Raw genomic sequence first — 23,485 nt, forward strand, 5'->3', positions numbered from 1 at the left:
ACTCCACTCATGACGACAACCGGTTACATCGGACGGCGATTACTCCAAATCGTTCCGGTCTTGCTGTTCGTCGTTACGGTCACGTTCGTCCTCATCAACTCGATACCCGGCGACCCGGTTCGCATCTTGGTCGGGCCGGCGGCCGACGCGGCGGCTATCGAGGCCGCCCGCGCGAAGTACGGCCTCGACCAACCGTTGTACGTCCGGTACGTCAGGTACCTCGCGGCGGTCGCGACGGGCGACTTCGGGACGAGCATCCACTACGGTGGAGTCGCGGTGACGGAGAAAATCTTCGAGCGGCTTCCGGTGACGCTGCTGCTGCTCGCGTCGAGTTTCACCCTCGCCATCGGCTCGGCGATTCCGCTGGGTATCTTCGCCGCCAAGAACCGTAACAACGGCTACGACCACCTCGCCCGCATCACGTCGCTCATCGGCGTCAGCACGCCGAGCTTCTGGGTCGGCCTGCTGCTCATCATCGTGTTCGCGTACTACGGCGACCTCCTGCCGCCGAGCGGGCTTGTCATGCCGTGGGCCGACCCCGCGTCGGTCGAGGGGGCGGCGTCGAGACTGGACGTGCTCGCGACCGCCGCGTCGCATCTGATACTCCCCTCTATCACGCTGGGGACGCTTCAGATGGCGGCTATCACGCGCATCGAGCGGTCGTCGATGCTCGAAGTGCTCAACAAGGACTACGTCCAGCTCGCCCGCGCGTACGGCGTCTCCGAGCGGACGATTCTCCGAAAACAGGCGTTCAGGAACGCGCAACTCCCGGTGCTCACGGTCATCGGCATCCAGATGACGACCGCTCTCGGCGGCGCGGTGCTGACCGAGACGGTCTTCAACATCAACGGGATGGGGAACCTCATCATCACCGCGGTCCGGGCGCAGGACTACCAGCTCATCATGGGCACGACGATATTCTTCGCCATCGTGTTCGTCCTCGGCGTGCTCGTCGTGGACGTGCTGTACGCGGTCATCGACCCGCGCATCTCCTACGGGGGTGGTGCCGGTGAGTGATTCGACGGCCGCCGCCGGCGACTCGGCCCGCACGGGCGGCGTCGCGGACGCCGACGAGCGCTCCGCCGTCTCGCGCACCTCGCAGGTGCTTCGACAGCTCAAGCGCAACTCGGCGTCGCGCGTCGGTCTCTACGTCATCGGGCTCGTGACGCTCGTCGCGCTGGTGACGACTATCGACGCCGACCTGTTCGACTACCAGTTCGCGGCGACGTTCTGGTACCACCCGGAGAACGACCCGTCGGGGAGCACCATCTTGCTCCCGCCGGTCGGCATCGAAAACAGCTTCGGGACGGGGACGTGGGCGCATCCGCTCGGGACGGACCACCGCGGGCGCGACGTACTCGTCAGGCTGGTGTACGGCACCCGCATCGCCGTTCAGGTGGGTCTCATCGCGACGGGCATCGGGATGACCATCGGGACGGTCGTCGGCGCGGTCTCCGGCTACTACGGCGGCTGGGTCGACGACGTGCTCCAGCGGTTCGTCGAATCGCTGTACGCGATTCCGTTCCTCATCCTCGTCATCGCAATCATGTCCGCGTTCGGCCGCGAGCTCGGTATCGCCATCATCGGCGTCTCCATCACGACGATTCCGGTGTTCACGCGCCTGATTCGCTCGCAGGTGCTGAGCGTCCGGGAGATGGAGTACGTCGAGGCCGCGAAGGCCGCCGGCGTGCGCGACCGGCACATCATCTTCCGCCACATCATCCCCAACAGCTTCGCGCCGGTGCTCGTCCAGTCGACGCTGCAGGTCGGCGTGAACATCCTCATCGTCGCGTCGCTGTCGTTCCTCGGCTTCGGGGTCCAGCCCCCGACGCCGTCGTGGGGGCAGATGCTCGCCAACTCGCGGCAGTACATGATCGTCAACCCGTGGTTCAGTCTCTGGCCCGGCCTCGCGATTCTCGCGACGGTCGTCGGCTTCAATCTGCTGGGCGACGGCCTGCGCGACGCAATCGACCCGCGGTCGAACGACTGACGATGAACGGACGACACCTCTCACCGACCGTTCGCCCCGGGGCCGGGAGTCGCCCGGCCGGCGTCAGTCGCTCGCCCGCCGAACTATCGCTCCCCCCTCGGGGCGGCGTCAGCACTCGCTCTCGCGGTTCTGCAGAGGCACCCATCTCACGCACCGACGCCCCCCACGATTCCACGACCAATGTCTGATACGCTACTCACCGTCCGCGACCTGCACACCCACTTCCGCACCGACGCGGGGACCGTTCGGGCCGTCGACGGTATCTCGTTCGAGGTACAGCGCGGCGAAGTGCTCGGCATCGTCGGCGAAAGCGGCGCGGGAAAGAGCGTCGCGGCGCGGAGCATCATGCGCCTCATCGACTCGCCGGGCGTCATCGTCAACGGCGAGGTCCGCTTCGAAGACGACCTACTCGTCGGCGTCGAGCGCGGCGACGGCCCCGACGGCGAACCCCGACAGGACCCCGAGATGCTGTCGAGCCGCGAGATACGCGAGCGCATCCGGGGCCGCGAAATCGCGATGATATTTCAGGACCCCACGGAGAGCCTCAACCCGGTGTTCACCGTCGGCGAGCAGTTGAGCGAGATTATCGGGCTCAACCGCGACGTGTCGGCGGCCGAAGCCGAGGCCATCGCCGTCGAGCGCCTCCGCGAGGTCGGCATCCCCGAGGCCGAACGCCGGATGGACGACTACCCCCACGAGTTCTCCGGGGGGATGCGCCAGCGCGTCCTCATCGCCATGGCGTTCGCGTGCGAACCGAGCCTCGTCATCGCCGACGAGCCGACCACCGCGCTCGACGTGACCGTCGAGGCGCAGATTCTCGACCTCGTGAAGGACCTCGCGGCGCGCTACGACACGTCGTTCGTCTGGGTCACCCACGACATGGGCGTCGTCGCCGAGATATGCGACCGCGTGGCCGTGATGTACCTCGGCGAAATCGTCGAGCAGGCGACCGTCGACGACCTGTTTCACGACACGAAACACCCCTACACCGAGGCGCTTCTCGGGTCGATTCCGCGGCCCGACCGCGACGTGGACGGCCTGTCGCCAATCGAGGGCATCATGCCGGAAGCCATCAACCCGCCGCAGGGCTGTCGCTTCCACACGCGGTGTCCGCACGCCCGAGAGGCGTGTCTGCACTCCCACCCCGACGCTCGGCGCGTCGACGGCGGCGGTGACGAAGACGGTGACGTGGCGATGCAGATGCAGACTGCCGACGGGACGACCCTCGCGGACGCGGAAGTCGCCGCCGCCTCGTCCCACCGAGCGGCGTGTCTGCGGAACGACGCGTTCGCGGAGGCCGGCTACTGGGAGAGCGCCCCGCTCGACGACGCCGAGTGGGAGTCAGTTCCGGAATCAGAGTCAGAGTCAGAGTCGGAGTCGGAATCGGCGTCCGCCTCCGCAGGTGACACCGCCGACGCCGTCACCGCAAACGCCGCCGTCACCGCAAATGCCGCCGTCACCGCAAACGCCGCCGACACCGCAAACGCCGCCGACACCGCCACCGGGTCCACCTTCGACCCCGACGCCGACCCGCTGCTCAGCGTGCGCGACCTGCGGAAGTACTTCGACGCGAGCGACGGCTTCCTCGACCGCCTCCGGTTCGACCGCGACGCGGGACTGCTCCCCTTCTCGGTCGACCGCGAGCACGTCCGCGCGGTCGACGGCGTCTCGTTCGACATCCTGCCCGGCGAGACGCTCGGCCTCGTCGGCGAGTCCGGCTGCGGGAAGTCCACGCTCGCGCGGACGCTCCTCCGACTGGTCGACCCGACCTCCGGCGACATCGTCTTCGACGGGGAGAACCTCGCCGAACTGTCGAAAGAGGAGCTTCGGAAGCGCCGCAAGCGCATGCAGTTCGTCTTTCAGGACCCGCAGGCGTCGCTCGACCCGCGGATGACCGTCGGAGAAATCGTCGAGGAGCCGATGCGGGCCCACGGGCTCTACGAGGGCGGCCGCGAGGCGCGGGCGCGCGAACTGCTGGAGACGGTCGGCCTCGACGCCGACCACTACAACCGCTACCCGCACCAGTTCTCCGGCGGCCAGCGCCAGCGGGTCAACCTCGCGCGGGCGCTCTCGGTTGACCCCGACTTCATCGTCTGCGACGAGCCGACCTCGGCGCTCGACGCGTCGGTGCAGGCGCAGGTGCTCAACACGATGAAAGAGCTCCAAGACGAGTTCGGGCTGACGTACCTGTTTATCAGCCACGACCTGAGCGTCATCCGCCACGTCTGCGACCGCGTGGCCGTGATGTACCTCGGCGAACTGGTCGAACTCGCCGACAAGGACGACCTGTTCGAGTCCCCGAAGCACCCCTACACCCGGGCGCTCCTCTCGTCGATTCCGGTACCCGACCCGCGGGTGTCCCGCGAGACCGTCCCGCTGTCCGGCGACGTGCCGTCGCCGATTCACCCGCCGAGCGGCTGCCGGTTCCACACCCGGTGTCCGAGTCTCGTCGCCCCGGCGGAACTCGACCTCAGTGACGACGAGTGGGACCGCGTGCGCCGGTTCGTCAGAGCCGTCCAGCGCGAGTCCCCCGACGCGGCCGCCGCCGACGCGAGAGCGACCTACTTCCCCCACGGCCTCCCCGTTGGCGACGCCGGAGAAGCCGTCGAGCGCGCGCTCTCGCTCGCAGCCGAGGGTGCGTGGCGCGACGCCGCGTCGCTCCTGACGGAGACGTTCGTCGAGCCGAGCGTCTGCACCTCCGAGGTGCCGGCGCTGGAGTCGCCCGACGAACTCGACCGTCTCGTCAGCTGTCACCACTACTCCTGAAAAAGCGTCGCCGTCCTTATTTCGCCCTCACGCCGACCGGAATCGGTCTGCGACTTCGGCCACGGTTTCGAAGACGACGCCCGGCGTGTCGGCGACGTGTTCGACGAACGATTCGAGCCGGGCGAGCCGGTGTGACTGCCCGATGACCTGCGGGTGCATCGTGAGGACGAAGACGCCGTCATCGACGTTGTCGACCATCCAGTCGAACTGCTCGCGCCACTGGCGGAACACCGCTTTCTCGTTCGCGTAGCCCCGCTTGCGGTTGAAGGCGAACGCCGGGAAGTCGTCGCGTTGCCACGAGACGGGCACCTCGACGATGTCGGTCTCGGTGCCACGCTCGAAGGGGGCGTCGGCGGGCGCGGCCCACCCCTCGCGGACGCGGTACGGCTCGAAGTCGGTCGCCATCTGGCTTGAGTCCCACTCGAAGCCGAGTTCGTCGAGGATGCCGAGCGTGTGGGTTGAGAAATCCCACGACGGCGAGCGGTAGCCGGTCGGCCGCCGGCCCGTGAGGTCGACGATGCTCTCGACGCCGCGTTTCACGTCGTCGTACTCCGCCTCCCGCGACTCGTACTGTCGCGGGCGGGTGTGCGACCAGCCGTGGTGTTGGATGTCGTGGCCGCGGCTCCACACCTCCTCGGCGGCCTCCGGGAAGCTGTCGATGGTGTGGCCCGGGGTGAACCACGTAGTCTCGACGCCGAACTCGTCCAAGCGGTCGAGGACGCGGGGCGCGCCCACGTCGACGCCGAAGAGTCCTCTCGACAGTTTCGTCGGGCTGTCCGGCGACTCGAAGGAGTGTATCCACGAGGAGACGCCGTCGAAGTCGAACGTGAGGCAGACGCTGTGGTGAGTCACGCTTCGACGTACGAAAATCGTCGTGATAGCTGTTTCCATACCGCACTCCAAGCAGGCGACCTCTCGTCTCCCGCCTGCGAGCTACCGAAACGCCGGCGCGACGCGCCCGGCGAACAGTTCGGCGCTCGTCGCCTCGGGGAAGTCGACGAACTCCACGACGACCTCGTCGAAGCCCATCTCGACGAACGTCGCCAGTCGCTCGCGGACCTGTTCGGGCGTACCGACGAGCGGGTACTCGCCCTCGGCGACGTTCTCGGGCTTGAACCGCGGGAAGTGTTCGTCGAGGAGGGCGTCGAGTTCCGCCTCGTCCTCGCGTATCAGACACCGCGCGAACCACGAGCGCTCTATCTCCTCGAACGGCCGGCCGTACCCCTCGCAGTGGCGTTCGAGCACGTCCAGTTTGTGTTGCATCACCTCCGGCGGCCCCCAGAAGTTCCACGAGTCGGCGTACTGGGCGGTGATTCGGAGCGTGAACGACTCGCCGCCGCCGCCGACCATGATGGTCGGGTGCGGGTCTCGGACGGGATGCGGCTGGCACATCGCCTCGTCGAGGGTGTAGTAGTCGCCGTCGAAGCTGACCGTCTCCTCGGTCCACAGGCGCTTGAGCATTCGAATCGACTCCTCCAGCATCCGAAGGCGAGTCGGCGCGTCCGGCCAGTCGTAGCCGTAGGCCCGCGCCTCGCTCTCCTTCCAGCCGGCGCCCATGCCGAGTTTCAGTCGGCCGTCGCTCACGGCGTCGAGCGTCGCGGCCTGCTTGGCGAGGAGCGCGGGGTTTCGGAAGTGGTTGTTCACCGTCTTCGGGTAGAGGTACACGTCCTCCGTCTCGCGGGCGATGGCGGCCAGCGTGACGAAACACTCCGTCGTGGGGCCGGTGCCGGTCATGACGTGGTCGGGGACGGCGACGCCGTCGAAGCCGAGGTCCTCCATCGCCACGGCGAACTCCACCTGCGCGTCCCACGAAATCTCGTCGCAGAACGCCAACTGGGAGTGAACGGAGTCGCCGGCGCTGGTCGGAACGTTGACTGCGAACTGCATACGAACGACTCACGCGCGACCACGAAAACAGTTCCCACTCCACTCGCTTTCTCACTCCCACTCGCTTTCTCACTCGCCGCCATCCCAACACGTACTACAATCCGGGCCGTTCGGTATCATATGACGGATCACCAGCGTGCGGCAATCGTGACCGGTGCGTCCAGCGGTATCGGCCGGGCGGTCGTCGAACGACTCCGAGCGGACTACGACTACGTCGCTTGCTTCGATATCGAGACCGGCGAGACCGACTGGGAGGACGAAGGCGTCCACGAGTTCGCGGTCGACGTTCGCGACCCCGACGCGGTCGCGGACGCGGTGGCGGCGGTCGAATCGGTCGCCGACGTGGCGGCGCTCGTGAACAACGCGGGTATCTCGCGGGCCGTCTCCCTCGCGGACCTCGACCCCGACGAGTGGGACCGCGTCCTCGACGTGAACCTCAAAGGGCAGTACGTCGTCGCCCGCGCCGTCGCCCCGGGCATGGTCGAGCGCGGCGAGGGTGCCATCGTCAACGTGTCGAGCGTCGCCGGCCTCCGCGGGAGCGCCACCGGCGGCGTTCACTACTCCTCGTCGAAGGCGGGCGTCTTCGGGCTGACCAAGGGTCTGGCGAAACAGCTCGGCCCCGAGGTGCGCGTCAACTGCGTCGCGCCGGGACTCGTCGAGACGCCGCTTCTCACCGAGTCGGACCTCTGGACGGAAGCGGCGCTCGCCGAGTACGCCGCCGACCTCCCGCTCGAACGCATCGGGACGCCCGGAGAAGTCGCTGACGTGGTCGCGTTCCTCTGCGACGGCGCGAGCTACGTGACGGGGACGGTGCTGACGGTCGACGGTGGGTCGATGCTCCGGTGACCGAGGCCGCCGGTCGCCGGGCGCCGAGCGAACAGCCAGTACCCGCGAACCGACCGAAACATACCAAATTCAAAGATAGTATTTTTATTTGATAGTTTAGCGCCTATTCTCTCGCATTCTCCGACCAGCACTGTCTCGGCGCTGCTCACTCGGCCGTCTCCGGACCAACCAGCGCGTCTATGACGAAAACGGCTAGTACAGCGTCTTCAACCGACTTGTAGCGCCGTCACGACTCGATGACGAACTCGGCACCGAACTGCGTCACCGAATCGTCGCGCGTCGTCGCGCGTCGCCGTGCCCTGTGCGTGCCGGTGCGTTCCGGTACGTGCCGGTGCGACTGACCGCTTGAAATTTTCGACCCTTGTCTCCTGAACCGCCTCCGGGTGTGAGCGCGTGATCGGTGTCACTACCGGTCGAGTCATCGTCGTTCTCGATTTCGTATTTTACCCGATATTTTAATAAATCGAGAAACTATCGACAAAACAATATTTTTAGCATCCGCGTTCGTCCCGCAACGTTGAGTCTTTCAAAACATATTACGCCACCGCCGGTGTACCGGACGCTCGGGCACAACCATGGACTACGTCAACGAAGGCGACACGGTCGTCGTCAGGCTGGACCCCGGCGAACAGGTCCTCGACTCGCTCGCGACGGTGCGCGACGAGTTCGACATCGAACACGGCTTTCTCACGGGTATCGGCGCGGTCGACGCCGTCACGCTCGGCCACTACGACGTGGACGACCAGGAGTACCTCGAAGAGGAGTTCACGGGCCAGTTCGAGGTGACGAGCTTCCTCGGCAACATCGGCCCCGACAAGATTCACACGCACATCCAAGTCGGCACCCGCGACTTCGAGACGCTCGGCGGCCACTGTTCCGGCGCGCGCGTCTCCGGGACGTTCGAGGTAGTCATCCACCTCGGCGAGACGCCGCTGACCCACCACCTCGACGAGCGGACCGGCCTCGACGTGTTCGACATCTGAGCTGGCCCGGACCGAACTGAGCCGGACTGAGCCGAACTGAATCGGACCGAGCGCGTCGCGGTGCGGACGCTCGGTCGCTTTTTCCCACGCCTGCGTGAGTCGAGAGCGTCGCGTCCGTCGGCTGGCGTGAGACGTTCGGAGAAAGAAAAGACGGCGCTGTCGGGGCGTCGGCCGGTGGTGGAGGGCCGAAGCGAGGGGGGCTGGAGGGCGAGAGCGTGTGTCGGCGGACTGGCCGACGCCCCGAGCGCACCGAACGAGGGTTCCGGGGGGTGTCCGCCGACGCGGGTTCCGCCGCGGAGACGCGACCGGGGACCGCTGGTCGCGCCGCCGTCGGCGGGTCGCAACCGCCGGTGCGTTGGAGGGCGCGGCCGGCGGCAACTATTCGTAGTCGACATCCCATATTGTCGGTTCCTCGGTTACTACCGTTACTTACGTGCGTAGCGTGAATAGCGCGACTCGGTTATCGTCTACTGACAACTCTCTGTTAGCCACTCGTGTGATGGTTTAGTAATCTCTTGACTGAGATCAACAACACCATTTCGAGGCCGTTGGTGTTGACTCGTTCGTTGATAAACGATGCAGTAGAAGCGGTCGCCTACTGCTGTCTGCGTCCCCGACTGTTTCCGTTGAAATAGAGCTTCACGCTGTGCTCCTCGTCGGCGGGGATGTGAACCAACACGGCGCCTTCATCTTCGCTGTAGGCGAACGAGTTCGGCGTCTCTTCGACCGTGTCGGCGGTGACCTCGTCGTACTTTGTCGGCCCTGCTTGGACTTTCCTCGGCGCTTTCGAACGGTTGAGTCGCAACAGATACGACGACAGTTGCGAGTCGTCGTAGTTCCGGACTGTTGCCTGCGAGTCGAAGGTGACGACGCCGCCTTCCGTCTCCGTGACGGTGAAATCCGTCACGTTGTACTCGCCGTCCTCGAAACCGTTGGTCGTCCCGTCGTCCTCGTAGAACGAGTAGGACGCCGCTTCGTCGAGATAGGTGTTCAGTCGAAGCGTCGTCAGTGGCTTTTCGCCAGTGTACTGTTGCACTTCGCGCATCGGGATGACCGAGTCCGTACGAACGTAGATTGGCAGGTGGTCAATCGGCGCGTCGACGGTCATCCACTGGCCGCCGTCGTACGCCTCGTTCGTCCAGAAGTCGACCCACGTCTCACCGTCAGGGAGGTAGACGTCGCGCTCAGCCGCGCCCGCTTCGACGACTGGTGCGAGTAGCATGTCGTCACCGAAGAGGAACTGGTCTGCGATGTCGCGGACCTCGTCGTCGTCCTGGAACTGGTAGACGAGCGGTTGGAAGATGGGCTTTCCGCTCTCGGAGGAGTCTCGGAACTCGTTGTAGAGGTACGGAAGCAGTTTGTATCGCAGTTCGGTGTACTTCTTCGTGATATCCACCGCTTCCTCGCCGAACGTCCACGGATGTTGATTGCGTGGGAGGTCCGGGTCTTGCTTCTCGTGGGTGTCCGTGTGGTTCCGGAAGTACGGGATGAACGCACCCACCTCCATCCAACGCTTGAATAGTTCGGGAGACGGCCGCCCGGCGAACCCGCCGACGTCGTGCCCGCAGAATGCCAGCCCGGACAGCCCCATGTTCATCATCATCGGTATCTGCATCTGAAGGTGGGGCCAGATACTCACGCAGTCGCCGGTCCAGATAGCCGCGTATCGCTGACCGCCAGCGTAGAGGTTCCGGTTCAACAGGAACGGACGGTCGTCGGGCTTGAAGAGGTCGAACGACTCGCGCGCCGCCCGAGCGTAGTCGAACCCGTACATGTTGTGGTACTCCTCGTGCAGCATCGTGTCGTCGCCCGTCCCGTGGATGTTATCCACCGGCATCGTCCAGTCGTAACTACCGTTGTTCTGGAACACCGCCGGTTCACCCATATCGTTTTTTACCCCGTCGAAGCCCGCGTCGAACAACACGTCGTGTTGTTCGGCCCACCAACTTCGAACCTCCGAGCGGGAGAAGTCGGGCCACACTGTGACGTCGGGCCAGACGCTCGCTTTGAACGTCTGGCCGGTTGCGTCCTTGGTCCAGTAGTCGTTGGCAGTCCCTTCGAGGTAGGGGTCGTACGGTTCTAGCTCTCCGTCTCCGTCGACGTCAACTTCCTCGTCTACCGCGACACCCGGATCGTTGACCGCGACCGTCTTGAGCTCTGGTAGCTCTTCGCTGAGCGACTGCAGCGCATCCCGATGGGAGTCCTGAATACTGAAGACGCGGTAGTTGTCCATGTAGCCGATGTCAAAGTGCATCGCATCCAGTGGTATTCCCTCTTCGCGGTACCGGTGTGGCACTTCGACGAGTTCGTCGGGGCTGTACTCCCACTTGCTCTGGTGGAAGCCCATTGCCCACTTGGGGGGCAGGTTAATCGTCCCAGTCAGACTCGTGTAGCTGTCGAGCACGTCGCCGATTTCCGGCCCGTAGGCGAAGTAGTACGTCAACTGGCCACCGTCGCCGACGAAGTAGTAGTAGTCCTCGCCGGCGTCGGTGTCGTAGGTCTCTTCGACGCCGTCGGCATCCGCCACTTTCGGCGTGTGGAACACCGTGTGGTGCGGGTTGTCGAAGAAGATGCCGTAGGCACCAGCGTCCTTCAGGCCGACGAAGAACGGAATCGAAGCGTAGACGTAGTCGCTCGTGTAGAAGTACCCGTACTGGTCTGTGTTCCAGTTTTCGAGTTTCTTCCCGCGCTGGTTGAGGGTAAGCTCGGGCTGTTCACCGAACCCGTAGAAGGCCTCGTCTTCGTCGGCCTTCTTGTACACGTAGGGGAGCGGCTCGTTCGGGGTCGGATCGGTCATCTCGACGTCGTTCTGCGGGCTTGAGGCGTACCCCGACGACTCCGACTCCGAGTCGGTCTCGTTCTCGTCACTCACGTACGACGATGTCGCTCGTATCGTCGAGTCGGACGCTGTCCCGTCGCGCTCGGGAGATGGTACGTATCCCGACGACCCGTTGTCTAGGTAGTCCTCGTTGACGACGTTCCCGTCCTCGTCGAGGAACCGGACGCCGAAGAGTTCAGTGTTGATTTCGACGGTGATGGTGTCGGTTTCGATGGCGATTGTTTCGGAACCCGCCTCGACGCTGAAGTCAGGGGTGTCCCAGTCGTCGCGACCGTTCTTGATTCCCCGAGATTCGTACTCTTCCTCGTCGGGGTCCACGATGGCAACGCGAGCGAGGGAGTCGCTGAACAGGCGAATATACCCTTCGTGGCTCCCGAGGTCGAGTTTCACTCCGTCATCGAGAACTTCGTGACCCTCGACGGACAACTGCATGAGCTTGTCCTCGTCGACCTGCGGTTCGTAGTGAATCTTCGAATCGTAGTGGTGGGCCGATGCGGGGGTTGATGTGAGCGCGCTGCCCGCGAGGAGGGCAGCCGCGGATTTCAAGACTTTGCGGCGTCCAACCGGAAGGAATCCGGAGTCGTTTGAGTTGTCGTCAAACATTGAGTGTGTTGGTGGGTAGTCGTATGCGTTCGGAAGGCAGTTCGATGAGTCGAGGTCGGGCGTGGTTCATCGCACAGACTCCGGGATTCGATCTAGGACTCTGTACGTGTCATTTGGCATGTGACTAGCTACCACTGCAACCATAGAATCTTTGAATCTTATGTTCATCACACATTTCGGCCTCGACTAGTTACTCGGATGACAATAAATTTCTGGCCGATATAATGATGATAAAATCGAGCGGGTAATCGATTTAAAACCAATAACTGTTGATGATTCCCCCTGTGAAAAACGCACGCTCAACGGAATAATGGCGACCAGCGCCGATTTCTCGTTGGTAGTCGACGACGAGGTTCGCCGGCCTTGCGAGTGGTGTTAGACAGCCGATGCCAACGCCGGGCGTCGTGAGATTGCTATCGAGGTGGGGACGTTAGAGGGGCGTCGCTGTGTGAACGCAGAAGAGGGTGCCCCAGTCGCTCGTAATCGTCCTCGTACGCTCTACGCCGCGCTGCCGGATTCGCCGTGATCGTACATGTGACAGGGGTCCGCACGGACCTGTAAAACCTTCTGGGGTCACGAATAGTTTCTACTCCAGTAGCTCGCCCCGACATTCTGGCTCGCTCGAGGACCCAGTCAGCCAAAAAACGTCAGCGGTAATCCCGACTCGTGGCCACGTCCCCCAATCGAATGACTTTCGACGCGGGGGGTCGTGGCCGAGAGTGATAGATGAAACGACACCTCCGCGTTCACATCGTCCCCCTGTGGCGCGAACACGACCGCATCGTCGGTCCCATCGAGGACGACCGACCGGACAAGGTCTACCTCCTCGAACACGAGGACTCCGCGGTCGAGCGCCCGACCTACCACGAGGCGGTCGTCGACCGCATCGCCGACGTGGTCGGTTCTCCGCCGGACGTCGAATACTTGGACCTCTTCGATATGTACGAGGTGATGGGCGCGATTACGACCATCGCCGACTGGCACCCCGACGACTTCGTCCGTGTCAACGTCACCGCCGGCACCAAGCGCGCGGCCGTCGGCGCGACGATGGCCTGCATGGACGAACACACCGACGCCGAACCGTACGTCGTCGACCCCGAGGTCCGGCCGCACGGCCTCGATGCGCCGGTCACGGAGGGCTTCGCGCAGGCGTCGCTCCTGACGACCTACCAAATCGACTCGCCGTCCCCCGACCAGGTCGCCGCGCTCGCCATCATCGAGGCCCACGACACCGACGCCAAGCACGCGAAGAAGAAGACGCTCATCACCGAGGCGGCCCGCTACGGCCTCGACTTCATGCGCGGCCGCGTCGACGGCGACGCCGACGACTACGACCCCGTCACCGGCGACTACAACGTTCTCGACAACCGCGTCACCGCGACGCTCGAACATCAGGGCTACGTCACGGTCACCCAGCGCGGTACTCGCCGCTACCTCGAACTCACGGAGGAGGGGCGACAGACGCTCCGCGCGTTCCGCCACCGGGCCGAATCGGTCGTCTCGGACCTCGAAGCGCGGACCGACGACCCGTCCGAGAGCGTCGATTTCGCCCTCGACAACCCGGTCGACGCCCTCGTGGAGAATCGGTAGGGCGAGTTACCCTCGCGGTTGCGCCTCCGCCGCTCCCCGGCCGCCCCCGCCGCTCCCCGGCCGCCCCCGCCGCTTCGAGGGGAACTGTTAGTACGGTCGCGACGAGAGACAGATATGTATGCCCTCCAACATGCACACGCGCAGAGCCGTTCTCGCGGCCGGCGGGGCGACCGCTCTGGCGTCGCTCTCTGGCTGTGTCGGCCGCGCGCTCGGTGCCCTCGACCTTGAGCGAGACTACCGACGCGACGCGCCCGTCGGCGACGTGACGGGCGCGTGGCCGACCGCCCAGCACGACTTCGCCAACACCGGTTACACGACCGACTCCGGCCCCTCGGCTGACGCGAGCGTCGAACGAATCGCGTCGGGCGACGCCGCGCTCGCCACGTCGGTCGCCCTCGCCGACGGGCGCGGCGTGCTCGGCCACAGCGACGGCGACGGCGAGGACGGCGTCTACCGCGCGCTCGACCTCGATTCCGAAACCGCCCCCGCCGAGTCCGACGACGCGTGGACCATCGATTACGCGTACGGTAAGTCCACGCCCACGCTCGCCGGCGACGCGATGTTCGTCTCGACCGCGGAGTTCGTCGCGGCCTACGACGCCCGGACCGGCGAGCGGTGCTGGCGGACGAGCAACGGTGGCTACGGGACCCCCGAAAACGCGCCGGTGCTCGCCGCGGAGACGCTCGTCGACGGCGGGAGCGCGCCCGTCTTCGGGCGTGACCCCGCGACTGGGGCGGAGCAATGGAGCTACGACGCCGGCGAGGCGTATCCCGGACTCGTCGCCCGCGACGGCGTCGTCTACACGCCAATCGGCGTCGACCACGAACAGACCGGCGTCGCCGCGCTCGATGCCGCCACCGGCGAGGAGCGGTGGCGGCGCGAGGACCTCCCGCAGAGCGGCGTCCCGCTCGCGGTGGGCGACTCTCACCTGTACTACAACGCCCACCGCGGGAACGTGTTCGCTCTCGCCCTCGAAGACGGGTCGACGCAGTGGCAGGCGTCGATTCCGCTCCCGGAGAACGGCAGCCCGCGGACCGCCGTCGCGGGCGACACGGTCCACGCCCAGACCTCGCGGGGGAGCCTCGCCGCGTTCGACGCCGCCGACGGCGCGACGAAATGGACGCTGTCGCTCGATGCGGATACGTTCGCCCGACCGCCGGTCGTCGCCGGCGACACCCGCTTCGTGGGGAGCGACGACCGTCTCTACGCGGTTTCGGCGGCGTCCGGTGAGAACCTGTGGTCGACGGCGCTCGACGCCCGACCGTCGGGCGGCCTGTCGGTCCGCGGGTCTGAACTCTACTTCGCCGGGATGGGTCGGAACCCCGGCGTGTTCCGCGTGGCGGACTGACGCCCACTCGTCGCCGCCGCGATTGCGTTCCGCGCCGACCGACGATGCCACCTCCCGTCAGTCGAACGTGTACGTCCGGTATCGTCGAATCGCGTAGCGGTACGAGCCGTAGGAGACGCCGACGGTCACCAGGAGGTACAGCCCGACTCCGGCGGCGAGAAGCGGCGTCGGAGCGAGGTGCCCGGTGACGCCGAACCACGTCGCGACGAGGCCGATGACGGTTCCGGGGCCGACGACGAACATGAACGCCATCAGCACGAGCGTCGAGGGGACGACCGTGGTCGCACCCCAGAACTCGCGTTCCTCGTATATCGGGTACGCCGCGCCGATGCCGACCGAGAAGGCCGCCGCGGCGAGGCACATGCACACGCCGACGAGCGCGAAGCCGACCGCGGACAGCGGCGACGTACCGAGGGCGACGGTCACCAGCGGGAGCGCCGCCGCGACCGGAGCGCCGAGAAGCACACCGGCGAGGACGCGTCCGCGGACCAGCGTTCGCGGCGCAGTCGCGGTCAACAGCAACATCGGGAACTGCGGGCGGTCGTCGCCGACGGGGTTGAGGCCGAACGTCGCGCCCGCGAGATAGGTTCCGAGGCCGGCACCGCTCGCGGCGAGTATCGGTCCGAGGCCGTCGGCCGAGGACTGGACGATGGTCGTCCCGAGCGGGCCGAGGAAGAACACCAGCATGACGAGGTGCGTGAACTGCTGGGGGTGGCGGACGCCGCGGACGAGCAGGCCCCACGCGACGTTGCCGCCGTTCGTCCCCGCGAGCGGCTTCGGCGTCGAGAAGCCGCCGGCAGACCCGTCGGCCTTTGCGCTCGCCGCCGAGCCTCGGTCGCCCCCGGGCGCGCGGTCGGTGAACCAGAGCGCGCTCGCCTGCCGGGTGGCGACGACGAGGCCGAGAGGCGTGAGCGCGACGATGGCCGCGAAGGTGGCGACGGCGGCCGCCGAGAACGGTCGGGCGAGCGGGGTGCCGACGAATGCGAGCGCGAGGTAGTCGGTGAGCGGACCGAACGTCAGCGTCGCCGCCAGCGTGTCAACCGGAAGCGACCCATCGCCCAGCAACCGGCCGAACGCCTGCGAGACGAGGACGAACGCGGCCATCGCGACGAAGCCGACGACCTTGAGAACGCGCCGGACGCCGGGCAGACGCTTGAAGCCGCGGAGTACGGCAACGCCGGCGGCGTAGCCCCAGACGGTCGTACAGCACGCGAGCGGGACGACGACGACAGTCGTCGTGAGCAGCAGCGACGGCGCGCCGAGCCCGGCCGTGAACGTCGCGGCGACGACCGCAATCGGGAGTCCGAACCAAAGGGCGAGTCGGGCGATTTCGGCCGTGATGAGTCCGATGACGACGGCCCGCGGGTGAACCGTGGTCAGTACGAGCGACTCGTGTTCGACGCGGCCGATTCGTTCGAGCGTTCGGAACGTCGCGAGGAGCGTGAGCACAACGGGTACCGCGGTGGCGACGAGGCCGAAGAGGGGAATCTCGGTCACGGACTGCGCGCTCCGACCGGCGACGTAGACGGCCGGGAGCGAAAACAGGAGGCTGCTCCCGAAGAACAACAGGAGCAACAAGAGGCCGACGACTCGGCGCGTCTCGGAGGTGTACCCCCGGATACTCCGAACGAACTCGGCGCGCCCGATTCGGAGTCCGTGGCGAACGTCTCGTCGGAGGCTCATTCGTCGGTGGCACCCGACAGCTGCGGTTCGTCGCTCGTGACCGCGAGGAACGCGTCTTCGAGCGAGCCTTCGCCGCCCGTCTGGGCGCGCGATTTCACCTCGTCGGGCGTCCCCTCGGCGACGACGCGGCCGTCGAACAGGACGCCGACCTCGTCGGCGACGGCCTCGACCACGGGCAGAATGTGCGTCGAGAGGAAGACGGTCGCCCCCGAGTCGGCCACGTCGCCGATGGAGGTCCGAATCTGCCGCGCTGCGCGGGGGTCCAGCCCCGAGGTCGGCTCGTCGAGAAACAGCACGTCCGGGTCGTGGAGCACGCTCTGGATGAACGCGGTCTTCTGTTTCATCCCCTTGGAGTACGTGCCGATGCGCTTGTTCGCGTCGCCGACGAGGCCGAACGTATCGAGCAGGTCGTCGATGCGCGCCTCGGCGGTCTCCGACGGGATGTCGCGGAGGTCAGCGACGTAGTCGAGCTGCTCGCGGGCGCTGAACTCGTCGTACAGCGGGGGCGTCTCCGGGAGGTAGCCGACGTGCGGCGCGAGTTTCCCGCGGTCGCTCACGCCGAGGCCGCAGATGCGGACCGACCCCGAGGTGGGCTGTGAAAGTCCCGTCAGGATTCGCATCGTCGTCGTCTTCCCCGCGCCGTTCGGCCCGAGAAAGCCGTACACCGTTCCGCTCGGAATCGACAGCGAGACGCCGTCGAGCGCGACCTCGGAGCCGTAGGCCTTCCTGAGGTCGGTCGCTTCGACCGCGGCGTCCGCGTTCGTGGAGGGCATGGGACGACCCCCGATTCACTCTCCGGACGCGTAATGGTTGCGACTTGATACACGGGCAACAGAAACGCGTCGATTCGCCCGCCGTCTCAGGGAGTCGTCGCCTCGGGGTTCGCCGGGCGAATCGACCGATAGAACGCGGTCGAGTACGCGGCGAAGAAGCCGCCGATGAGGCCGCTGACGAGCACGAGTCCGACCGCGACGGCGACCATGCCGACGACGCCGATTGCCGGGAGGCTCGAAAACGCCGACGCGGCGGGCGCACCGCTTCCCGCGCCGGCCACCGCGGTCCCCTGATGCCGGAGCGACGGGGTGAGAAGGAGCGAGGCTACGCCGCCGAACGCGCCGGCGACGAGGCCGCCGAGGCCGACGATGACCGAGTAGCCGAAGACCGATACGAGGTTGTTTCTGACGCAGGCGACGCTCCGCTTGACGCCGTCGACCGCGCCGAGGTCGTCGATGACGATGGCGTGGCCGAAGAACTGCACGACGAACGCCACGGCGAGGTAGGTGAGCACGACGACGAGGACGACGATGGCCAGAATCGCGAGCCCGACCGTGCCCAACTCGATTCCGCTCCCGAGGACGGCGATGCCGACGAACACCGCGGCGAAGCCGCCGACGAACGACAACACGAGGTTGACGACGAGCAGGCCGAAGTAGACGACGAGCAGCGAGACGTAGTGCGACTTCCCCTCGCTGACGAGCGTGCCGAGCGAGGTGCGACCGTCGATGGCCTCGTTGGCCATGCCGAGGACCCCGCCGAGGAAAAACGGGATGACGAATATCGTGACCCCGCTGAAGACCAGCGAGACGATGCCGCCGACGAGCGGGGCGACCGCCTGTGCGAACAGCGACGGGAGTTGGACGAGGCTGAACGCCATGGCGACGACGAACAGTATCGGGTTCCGTCTGAGGGACCCGGCGGCTGTACCGATGGATTGGAGGGCTGCCATACCGCCCACGTCGCGGTACCGCACAAAGAATGTTGGGTTGACAGGTCGTCTCTCCCGCATCCGGTCTCCGACCCACAACTCGGTCGTTGACGAACGGGAGGCGGCCCGTGTTGCCGAGACCGCGATTACGCGTGTACCCGTGTAATCGGCGCTTTCACGCGAGACCGACTCGGTCACGAAGGAACGCGTCGACCGCGGCCGTCACCCGCTCGGGGTCGTCGCCGGGGCCGCCGTGGCCGAGCGCGTCGAACTCGACGAACCGACTGGTCGGGAGGGCGTCGTGGACGTTTCGGGCGCTCTCGCGGAGGAAGTCGGGACCGTCGGTGCCGGCCAAGACCACGGCGGGCGCGTCCACGTCCAAGCGGGCCGGAAGCCGGTACTGCTCGACCGCGCGGTTCATCCGGACGACCTCCTCGGCGAGGGCGACGCAGTCGGGCCAGACGGGCCATTCGTCGAGCCACGCGTCGAGGTCGTCGATGCCGTCGGGGTGGAGCACCTGCTCGACGTAGCGTTTGACCGCCTCGCGCCGCTGTCCCGCCTCCACGAGCGCGGCCATGCGCTCCGAGAGGTTCGCCTCGGTTCGGTTCGCTTCCGGGAGCACCGCCGGTTCGTAGGCGGCGACGGCGGCCACCCGCGCGTCGGTCGCCGCTTCGAGGGCAGTGAGCGCGCCGTAGGAGTGACCGAACAGCACCGGGTCGCGCCCGGTCGCCGCGCGAATCTCGTCGACGAGTTCGCGGACGCACTCGGCCTCGCGCTCCAGCACCGCCTCGGCGGGCGTCGTCTCGGCGTCGTCCAGACGGGTGCCGAAACCGGGGCGCTCCGGGACGACGACCTCGTAGTCCCCGAGATGCGGGACGACCGGGTCCCAGAACGCCGGCGGTGCCATCCCGCCGTGACAGCACAGAAGCGGCGTGTCGTCTCCGAATCGTTCGTCGGACAGTTCGGCTCCGGGTTCGAATCGAATCGGTTGCATCGCACCCTCACTTATCGCCGGCGTCGGCTAAGTCGCACTCTCAGCCGTGCGGCCGTTTACATGGGGGCTGAAGACGGAGACCGCCTCGGCCGCTTCGACACGCCCATGACCGACCGCCGAGAGAGCGGACGTATGGGGCTCATCGCCGAGTTCGACATCGACTGCGACGCGCTCCCGCTGACCGGGGTCGCGGCGGCGGTCCCGGAGGCGACGCTCGCGCTGGAACTCCAGTACAACCACGGCGAGCGGCCGATGTTCATCGTGACGGTCACCGGGGGAGAGACGCGGGCGCTCGAAAGCGCCGTGGACGACGCCTTCGACGTGGCCGATTGGACGCGAATCGGTGAGTCGGGCGAGACGCGCCGGTATCAGGCTGCCCCGGCGCGGAGCTTCGAAGAACAGCTCGGAGACAGCCTCGACGACCTCGCCGGACTGGAGGCCCTCGCCACCGCCGACGCCATCATCGAGCGCATCGAGGTCAGACCGGCGGGCTGGCGGCAGACCGGGTGGTTCGCGGACCGCGACGAATTCGGGCGATTCGCGTCGTTTTGGCGGCGGAACGCCGGTTTCGAACTCCGACGACTCGCCCGCGACGGCGACCCCGAACCGCCGGGCGAGGGACTCACCGACCGACAGAACGAGGCGCTCCGGACGGCGTACGAACTGGGCTACTTCGACATCCCCCGCGGGGCCACCCTGCGGGAGGTCGCCGCCGAACTCGGCATCACCGCGTCCTCGGCCTCCGAGCGACTCCGGCGGGCGCAGACCCGGCTCATCGCCGAGACGGTCGCGACGACGTGGCCGCCGCTTCCGAACTGACGAACCGCGGAACGGACCGCCCGACTACCCGCTCGACCACCCAACCGACCGAGTCGCGTCCGTCGACGAACCGCCGCAGCCAGCGACCCCGCTCACGAGCGCGGCTCCACCCGCGGCCAGCACCTCTCGTCTGGAGAGCATACGTCCGCCGTCTCGGCGCGGCATAAAAGGTTTCGTGGCTCCCGACTCGGAGACACGCCGGCCACGGCCGACCGCGCCGCCGTCGGAACCAACAGGAGTATTATCAATCGGTACACACGTCCCCGCGATGCCCTCCTATTCGAGACGCGACGCGCTGAAGACGATTCCGGCGCTCGCCGCCGGTCTCGCCGGCTGTGCGAGTCTCACGGGCCGCGACGACTCGCTTCCGATGCCGACCGCGTGGACGGTGGACGTGCGGACTCCGACCCGCGCCGTTCGACCGCCGTCCGGCCCCCTGCTCGTCGGGACTGAGAGCTCGTTTCGTGGCGACCCGATGGTGTCCGCTCTCGACCCCGCGACCGGTGAGGAGCGCTGGGCGGTGACCGGTGGCAAAGGCCGCCGGTCGCCCCTCGGCTTCGACGACCGCCACGCCTACCTGTTTTCGAGGGCGGAGCGGGCCACGGCGGTCGACTACGAGGCGGGCGAGCGAGCGTGGACCACCGAACTGACGGGCGTCGATAGAGCCGACCCGGGCGTCGTTCAGTACCCGCCGGTCGCCGCCGGCGACACCGTCGTCTTCCCCATCTCGGGCGTGGAACACGACGTTGTGGACCGGCTGCTCGGGCTGTCCCGCGAGGAGGGCGACCGACGCTTCCGCGCCGACCTGCCGGCGTCGCTCGCCGGCGCGCCCGCCTCTGCATCCGCCGGCGACGGCTCCGATGCCGGCGTCGTCGCGCCCGTCCTCGACGGGACGCTTCGCCGGTTCGCGACTGACGGCTCCGAATCGTGGCGCGTCGACGTGGGCCCGTCGCCGTCGTCGGTGACGGTCGCCGGCGACACCGTCTTCGTCGGGAGCGCGACCGAGGAACTGTTGGCGCTCGACGCGGCGACCGGCGAGATTCGGTGGCGCGCGCCGCTCCGAAACACCGCGTTCGCCCGGCCGCTCGTCTCCGACGGCCGCGTGTACGTCGGCGGCGCGGACTACTTCCTCTACGCCTTCGACGCCGCGTCCGGCACCCGACTGTGGCGGGACGAGCTCGCCGCCCCCGTGACCCGTGGGCCGACCCGCGTCGGCAACCGCTTGGTGACCGTCGCGGGGTCGAACATCCTCGTCCGGGGGCACAGCGGGACCGTCCCGTTCGACCCGACCGCGCTGTACGTCCACGCGACCGATGGGACGCTCGTCGACGAACAGCTGTTCGAGCGAACTCCCGATGGCGGCAGAGTGAACTGGGCTGTCGCCGCGGGCGGCGGCGTCTACGTCGGACAGGAATGGCAACTCGCTCGCCTCGCCCCGGAGGTGCTCGATGCCGAGTGAGCCGCCGGAACGGACGGGTTCGGCCGGGAATCGGAACCGACACGTCTCCCGCCGCGCGGTGCTCGGCGGGCTCGCGGCCGTCGGTTCGCTCGCGGTCGCCGGCTGCGGTTCGATTCCCGGGTTCGGCGGGAGACGGCCCGTCTGGCGACGCGACATCGACGGCTCGTACATGGCCGGCCCGCCCGCCATCACCGACGAACTGGTTCTCGTCGGGATGCAGGACAAGGCGCTGTACGGCCTGCGACGCGAAGACGGGTCGACCGCCGTCCGGTTCGAAACGGGCGGCCCGATAGAGACGCGACCCGTCGCCCCTTCGTCCGGCGGCCCGTACCACGTCCACAGCACCGACGGCGACCTCTACGCCGTCGATGCGGCGGGCGACGAACTGTGGCGCGACGAGGGCACGGCGCGCCGGGCGCGACTCGTCCGCACCGACTCGCTCGTCGCTGAACTCGACTTCGCCGGCCCCGAGAACACGCTCACGGGCTACGACCCCCAGACCGGTGACCGACGCTTCGACCGGGCTGTTTCCTCGCACTTCCTCAACGGCGTCACCGACGACTCGGTCGTGGTTCCCGTGCCGGTGGGCGGGAGCGACTCGCGCGTCGTCTCGCTTTCGCCGGCGGACGGGAGCGTCCGGTGGCGAACCGAGCCCCGACGGTGGTATTCCAACGTAGTCGTGGACTCTCGGCTCGTCGTCGCCGCGAGAGACGGGACGCTGGCAGCCTACGAGCCGTCAGACGGGAGCGCTCGGTGGCGCGTCCCCATCGGCGACGTGGGTCGGACGATAGTGCTCGGGTCGCAGGCGTACCTCATCCGCCGTGGGGACGGGCGGCAGGAACTGCTCGCGTTCGACCGCGAGACCGGCGAGCATCTGTGGGCGAACCCCACCGGCTACCAGATTCGGGCGGTCGAGGCCACGGACGACGCGGTGTTCGTCGGGACCCGCGTCGACGACCCCGACGGCGGGGTTCTCGGTCAAATCGACTGCTTCGACCTCGACGGGACGCGGCGGTGGCAGACCGTGACCGGACTCCCGTCCGTCGACTCGCTCGGCGTCACTGACTCTCGTGTCGTCGCCGTCTGGGACCGCGGCTTCGAGGTGCTGGCCCGAGACACCGGCGCGTCGCGGTGGTCGTACGAACCGGAATCATCCAGTCGGCTCTCGTTCCGCGTCGAGTCGGCGTCGGTGTTCGCCTCGTACGTCGACGACGGCGCAGTCGCGCGGTTCCCGCTGGAGTGACCGCGAGGACGACGCGGTTCGTCGCCTCGCGTCGCTTCGGCTCGGCTACGCGGCCACCGCGGCACGCCGGTAGTGGACGAGTGCCGCCGCACCGGCGACCAGCCCAACAGCGATAGTCACGCCGTGGAACGCCACCGGAGGGACCGCCTCGACGACCCCAGCCGAGGACGTGGCGACCAGCGTTGTTCGGACGGCGTCGAGTCCCACTTCGGCCGCGAGAAGCGGCGCGAGCAGGAACGTCGCTCCGACCTCCGCGCTCCACCTCGTCGGGTTTCGGTCGCGGCGTCTCGCGTGTCGATACGTCGCGGCCGCGGCCACACTCCCAAGGAGCGCCGCCACGGCAAGTGTAATCGGGCTCACGGTTCTGTCGTCGCTCCGCAAAAAATGTAGTCTTTTTGTCTGTTCTGTTCGGTGTCGACGACGCGGTCTCCCACCAACTTATTGACGTACCGAGGAGATACTTCGCTAACGAGGAGCACGAACCGATGGACGACACACGTCACGCGCCCCCGCTGGAGCGCCTCGTCGAATCAGTCGAAAACCGCGCCTACGAGGCGGTGAGCGGGTCGCTCGTGGAGCTCCGAACGGCGTCGGCCGAGGACCGAAAACAGGCGCTCCGAGAGCTTCGACGCCTCGCCGACGACCGCCCGACTGCGTTCGAGTCGTTCCTCCCCGCCGTCACGCCGTTTCTCACCGACGATGACCGCGCCGTCCGACCTGTCTCTTATAC

At 67.1% G+C, this 23,485-nt stretch carries 18 protein-coding genes and 1 pseudogene; 11 read left to right on the forward strand and 8 right to left on the reverse strand.

Annotation, left to right across the window (positions count from 1 at the left end; genetic code table 11):
- Nucleotides 1–9: 9 nt before the first annotated feature.
- The 3 genes from C458_RS03400 (at nucleotide 10) to C458_RS18830 (ending at nucleotide 4,756) form a co-directional block, all read left to right on the forward strand.
- On the forward strand, nucleotides 10–1,017 hold the full coding sequence (locus C458_RS03400; RefSeq protein WP_008573217.1) for an ABC transporter permease: 1,008 nt from the start codon (nucleotides 10–12) through the stop codon (nucleotides 1,015–1,017).
- Nucleotides 1,010–1,990: an ABC transporter permease gene (locus C458_RS03405; RefSeq protein ID WP_008573218.1), complete on the forward strand. Its 981-nt coding sequence runs from the start codon at nucleotides 1,010–1,012 to the stop codon at nucleotides 1,988–1,990. The genes C458_RS03400 and C458_RS03405 overlap by 8 nt, the downstream gene beginning before the upstream one ends.
- A gap of 180 nt (nucleotides 1,991–2,170) precedes the next feature.
- Nucleotides 2,171–4,756: an ABC transporter ATP-binding protein gene (locus tag C458_RS18830; RefSeq protein ID WP_008573219.1), complete on the forward strand. Its 2,586-nt coding sequence runs from the start codon at nucleotides 2,171–2,173 to the stop codon at nucleotides 4,754–4,756.
- Nucleotides 4,757–4,783: 27 nt separating this feature from the next.
- Here C458_RS18830 and C458_RS03415 read toward each other — a convergent pair whose 3' ends face one another.
- Both C458_RS03415 and C458_RS03420 read right to left on the reverse strand, forming a co-directional pair.
- Nucleotides 4,784–5,608 (reverse strand): polysaccharide deacetylase, encoded by an 825-nt coding sequence (locus tag C458_RS03415; RefSeq protein WP_008573220.1) that lies wholly within the window; start codon nucleotides 5,606–5,608, stop codon nucleotides 4,784–4,786.
- An 81-nt stretch (nucleotides 5,609–5,689) separates the two neighbouring features.
- Nucleotides 5,690–6,643, reverse strand: a complete 954-nt coding sequence (locus C458_RS03420) for an LLM class flavin-dependent oxidoreductase (RefSeq protein WP_008573221.1) — start codon at nucleotides 6,641–6,643, stop codon at nucleotides 5,690–5,692.
- Between the two features lie 120 nt (nucleotides 6,644–6,763).
- Here C458_RS03420 and C458_RS03425 point away from each other — a divergent pair, with 120 nt between their 5' ends.
- Nucleotides 6,764–7,489: an SDR family NAD(P)-dependent oxidoreductase gene (locus C458_RS03425; protein ID WP_008578674.1), complete on the forward strand. Its 726-nt coding sequence runs from the start codon at nucleotides 6,764–6,766 to the stop codon at nucleotides 7,487–7,489.
- Between the two features lie 575 nt (nucleotides 7,490–8,064).
- Nucleotides 8,065–8,472, forward strand: a complete 408-nt coding sequence (locus C458_RS03430) for a PPC domain-containing DNA-binding protein (protein ID WP_008573223.1) — start codon at nucleotides 8,065–8,067, stop codon at nucleotides 8,470–8,472.
- A 595-nt stretch (nucleotides 8,473–9,067) separates the two neighbouring features.
- Here the strand turns inward: C458_RS03430 and C458_RS03435 are convergent.
- A complete protein-coding gene (locus C458_RS03435) occupies nucleotides 9,068–11,914 on the reverse strand; it encodes a TIM-barrel domain-containing protein (RefSeq protein ID WP_008573225.1) in 2,847 nt (948 codons plus the stop codon).
- Nucleotides 11,915–12,640: 726 nt separating this feature from the next.
- Here C458_RS03435 and C458_RS03440 point away from each other — a divergent pair.
- Both C458_RS03440 and C458_RS03445 read left to right on the forward strand, forming a co-directional pair.
- Nucleotides 12,641–13,504, forward strand: a complete 864-nt coding sequence (locus C458_RS03440; RefSeq protein WP_008573227.1) for a DUF6293 family protein — start codon at nucleotides 12,641–12,643, stop codon at nucleotides 13,502–13,504.
- Nucleotides 13,505–13,622: 118 nt separating this feature from the next.
- Nucleotides 13,623–14,852 carry a PQQ-binding-like beta-propeller repeat protein gene (locus C458_RS03445; protein WP_008573229.1) on the forward strand — a complete coding sequence of 410 codons (1,230 nt, stop codon included), beginning with the start codon at nucleotides 13,623–13,625 and terminating at the stop codon, nucleotides 14,850–14,852.
- A 57-nt stretch (nucleotides 14,853–14,909) separates the two neighbouring features.
- On the opposite strand, the gene C458_RS03450 is transcribed toward C458_RS03445, so the two are convergent.
- The 4 genes from C458_RS03450 to C458_RS03465 form a co-directional block, all read right to left on the reverse strand.
- Nucleotides 14,910–16,535, reverse strand: coding sequence for a hypothetical protein (locus tag C458_RS03450; protein ID WP_008573232.1), 1,626 nt, complete (start codon nucleotides 16,533–16,535; stop codon nucleotides 14,910–14,912).
- Nucleotides 16,532–17,308: an ABC transporter ATP-binding protein gene (locus tag C458_RS03455; RefSeq protein WP_008573234.1), complete on the reverse strand. Its 777-nt coding sequence runs from the start codon at nucleotides 17,306–17,308 to the stop codon at nucleotides 16,532–16,534. Before C458_RS03455 ends, C458_RS03450 begins: the two co-directional genes overlap by 4 nt.
- 86 nt (nucleotides 17,309–17,394) lie before the next feature.
- Nucleotides 17,395–18,261 (reverse strand): hypothetical protein, encoded by an 867-nt coding sequence (locus C458_RS03460; protein ID WP_049897098.1) that lies wholly within the window; start codon nucleotides 18,259–18,261, stop codon nucleotides 17,395–17,397.
- A 154-nt stretch (nucleotides 18,262–18,415) separates the two neighbouring features.
- A complete protein-coding gene (locus C458_RS03465; RefSeq protein WP_008573237.1) occupies nucleotides 18,416–19,234 on the reverse strand; it encodes an alpha/beta fold hydrolase in 819 nt (272 codons plus the stop codon).
- Nucleotides 19,235–19,294: 60 nt separating this feature from the next.
- Here C458_RS03465 and C458_RS03470 point away from each other — a divergent pair, with 60 nt between their 5' ends.
- The 3 genes from C458_RS03470 (at nucleotide 19,295) to C458_RS03480 (ending at nucleotide 22,755) form a co-directional block, all read left to right on the forward strand.
- Nucleotides 19,295–20,053 (forward strand): helix-turn-helix domain-containing protein, encoded by a 759-nt coding sequence (locus C458_RS03470; RefSeq protein WP_008573238.1) that lies wholly within the window; start codon nucleotides 19,295–19,297, stop codon nucleotides 20,051–20,053.
- 268 nt (nucleotides 20,054–20,321) lie between these two features.
- Nucleotides 20,322–21,512, forward strand: a complete 1,191-nt coding sequence (locus tag C458_RS03475; RefSeq protein WP_008573239.1) for a PQQ-binding-like beta-propeller repeat protein — start codon at nucleotides 20,322–20,324, stop codon at nucleotides 21,510–21,512.
- Complete coding sequence (locus C458_RS03480; RefSeq protein ID WP_008573240.1) at nucleotides 21,502–22,755, forward strand: PQQ-binding-like beta-propeller repeat protein; 1,254 nt, start codon at nucleotides 21,502–21,504, stop codon at nucleotides 22,753–22,755. Before C458_RS03475 ends, C458_RS03480 begins: the two co-directional genes overlap by 11 nt.
- A gap of 45 nt (nucleotides 22,756–22,800) precedes the next feature.
- Here the strand turns inward: C458_RS03480 and C458_RS03485 are convergent, their stop codons facing one another.
- Nucleotides 22,801–23,115, reverse strand: coding sequence for a hypothetical protein (locus C458_RS03485; protein ID WP_239638793.1), 315 nt, complete (start codon nucleotides 23,113–23,115; stop codon nucleotides 22,801–22,803).
- A 125-nt stretch (nucleotides 23,116–23,240) separates the two neighbouring features.
- Here C458_RS03485 and C458_RS03490 point away from each other — a divergent pair.
- Nucleotides 23,241–23,485 (forward strand): annotated as a pseudogene (locus C458_RS03490) (hypothetical protein); the annotation flags it as partial.

Source organism: Haloferax sp. ATCC BAA-644 (assembly GCF_000336975.1).
GTDB lineage: Archaea > Halobacteriota > Halobacteria > Halobacteriales > Haloferacaceae > Haloferax > Haloferax volcanii.

Excerpts from the sequence above, each read along its gene's own strand:
- C458_RS03460 (WP_049897098.1), bottom strand. The coding sequence starts at position 18,261 with ATGGCAGCCCTCCAATCCATCGGTACAGCCGCCGGGTCCCTCAGACGG.
- C458_RS18830 (WP_008573219.1), top strand. The coding sequence starts at position 2,171 with ATGTCTGATACGCTACTCACCGTCCGCGACCTGCACACCCACTTCCGC.
- C458_RS03420 (WP_008573221.1), bottom strand. The coding sequence starts at position 6,643 with ATGCAGTTCGCAGTCAACGTTCCGACCAGCGCCGGCGACTCCGTTCAC.
- C458_RS03470 (WP_008573238.1), top strand. The coding sequence starts at position 19,295 with ATGGGGGCTGAAGACGGAGACCGCCTCGGCCGCTTCGACACGCCCATG.
- C458_RS03475 (WP_008573239.1), top strand. The coding sequence starts at position 20,322 with ATGCCCTCCTATTCGAGACGCGACGCGCTGAAGACGATTCCGGCGCTC.
- C458_RS03445 (WP_008573229.1), top strand. The coding sequence starts at position 13,623 with ATGCCCTCCAACATGCACACGCGCAGAGCCGTTCTCGCGGCCGGCGGG.
- C458_RS03435 (WP_008573225.1), bottom strand. The coding sequence starts at position 11,914 with ATGTTTGACGACAACTCAAACGACTCCGGATTCCTTCCGGTTGGACGC.
- C458_RS03440 (WP_008573227.1), top strand. The coding sequence starts at position 12,641 with ATGAAACGACACCTCCGCGTTCACATCGTCCCCCTGTGGCGCGAACAC.
- C458_RS03450 (WP_008573232.1), bottom strand. The coding sequence starts at position 16,535 with ATGAGCCTCCGACGAGACGTTCGCCACGGACTCCGAATCGGGCGCGCC.
- C458_RS03400 (WP_008573217.1), top strand. The coding sequence starts at position 10 with ATGACGACAACCGGTTACATCGGACGGCGATTACTCCAAATCGTTCCG.
- C458_RS03425 (WP_008578674.1), top strand. The coding sequence starts at position 6,764 with ATGACGGATCACCAGCGTGCGGCAATCGTGACCGGTGCGTCCAGCGGT.
- C458_RS03430 (WP_008573223.1), top strand. The coding sequence starts at position 8,065 with ATGGACTACGTCAACGAAGGCGACACGGTCGTCGTCAGGCTGGACCCC.
- C458_RS03480 (WP_008573240.1), top strand. The coding sequence starts at position 21,502 with ATGCCGAGTGAGCCGCCGGAACGGACGGGTTCGGCCGGGAATCGGAAC.
- C458_RS03465 (WP_008573237.1), bottom strand. The coding sequence starts at position 19,234 with ATGCAACCGATTCGATTCGAACCCGGAGCCGAACTGTCCGACGAACGA.
- C458_RS03455 (WP_008573234.1), bottom strand. The coding sequence starts at position 17,308 with ATGCCCTCCACGAACGCGGACGCCGCGGTCGAAGCGACCGACCTCAGG.